This is a genomic window from Burkholderia sp. Ac-20379, from assembly GCF_017104645.1.
Taxonomy (GTDB): Bacteria; Pseudomonadota; Gammaproteobacteria; order Burkholderiales; family Burkholderiaceae; genus Burkholderia.
This window is the reverse complement of record NZ_JAAGPF010000819.1, coordinates 1-733: the sequence shown is the minus strand read 5'-3', so window position 1 is coordinate 733 and position 733 is coordinate 1. Positions and strand designations below refer to the sequence as shown.

Sequence of the window (733 nt, the reverse complement as noted above, 5' to 3'; positions counted from 1 at the left end):
GGCGCTGCCGGCCCGGATCGATGCGAGCCGGCTCGACGCGCTCGCCGCCGCCGCGCAGCGCGTGCCCGGCGTGACGTTCGTCGACAAGGCCGCGAGCGTGTCGCGCCTGTTCGGCGCGTATCGCATGGACAGCGCGATCTGGCTGGCCGGCGCGCTGCTGGTGGTGGGCGCGCTGCTGAGTTGGCGCTACGGCCCGCGCGGCGGCGTCGCGACGACCTTGCCGGTGGCGTTCGCGATCGGGCTCACGCTCGCGGTGTTCGGCTACCTGCGCATGCCGCTGACGCTGTTCAATTGGCTTGCGCTGATGCTCGTGCTCGGCGTGGGCGCCAACTACGCGGTGTTCCTGCGCGAAGGCTGCCAACGCGAGGCGTCGGAAGCCGGCTCGGTGTGGACCGGCGTGCTGCTGTCGGCCGCCACCACGCTGCTGTCGTTCGGCATGCTGGGCGCGAGCGGCATGCCGGCGCTCCGTGCGTTCGGCAGCACGCTCGCGCTCGGCATCGTGTTCTCTGTCTTGTTCGCGCCGCTTGCCGTGCCGCGTCACCAGGATTCCCGCCCATGTTGCTTTCTCTTGTTTATCTCCATTCCTTCCTCTTTGTCTTCGCTCTTCTCTCTGTCATTTCCTTCTTCTACTCCTCTTAACTTCTGTCACCATTCTCTTTCTCGTTTTCCTTCTTCTGCTTCTTTCTCTTTTCCCTCCTCTTTTTCTTCTTTTTCTTTTTCTCCCTTCTCTCCC

The 733-nt window shown here is 64.5% G+C and carries 1 pseudogene; it reads left to right on the top strand.

Annotated features, from left to right (window positions below):
* Positions 1 to 529: pseudogene (locus G3N92_RS34795) on the top strand (MMPL family transporter); the annotation flags it as partial.
* Positions 530 to 733 lie beyond the last annotated feature (204 nt).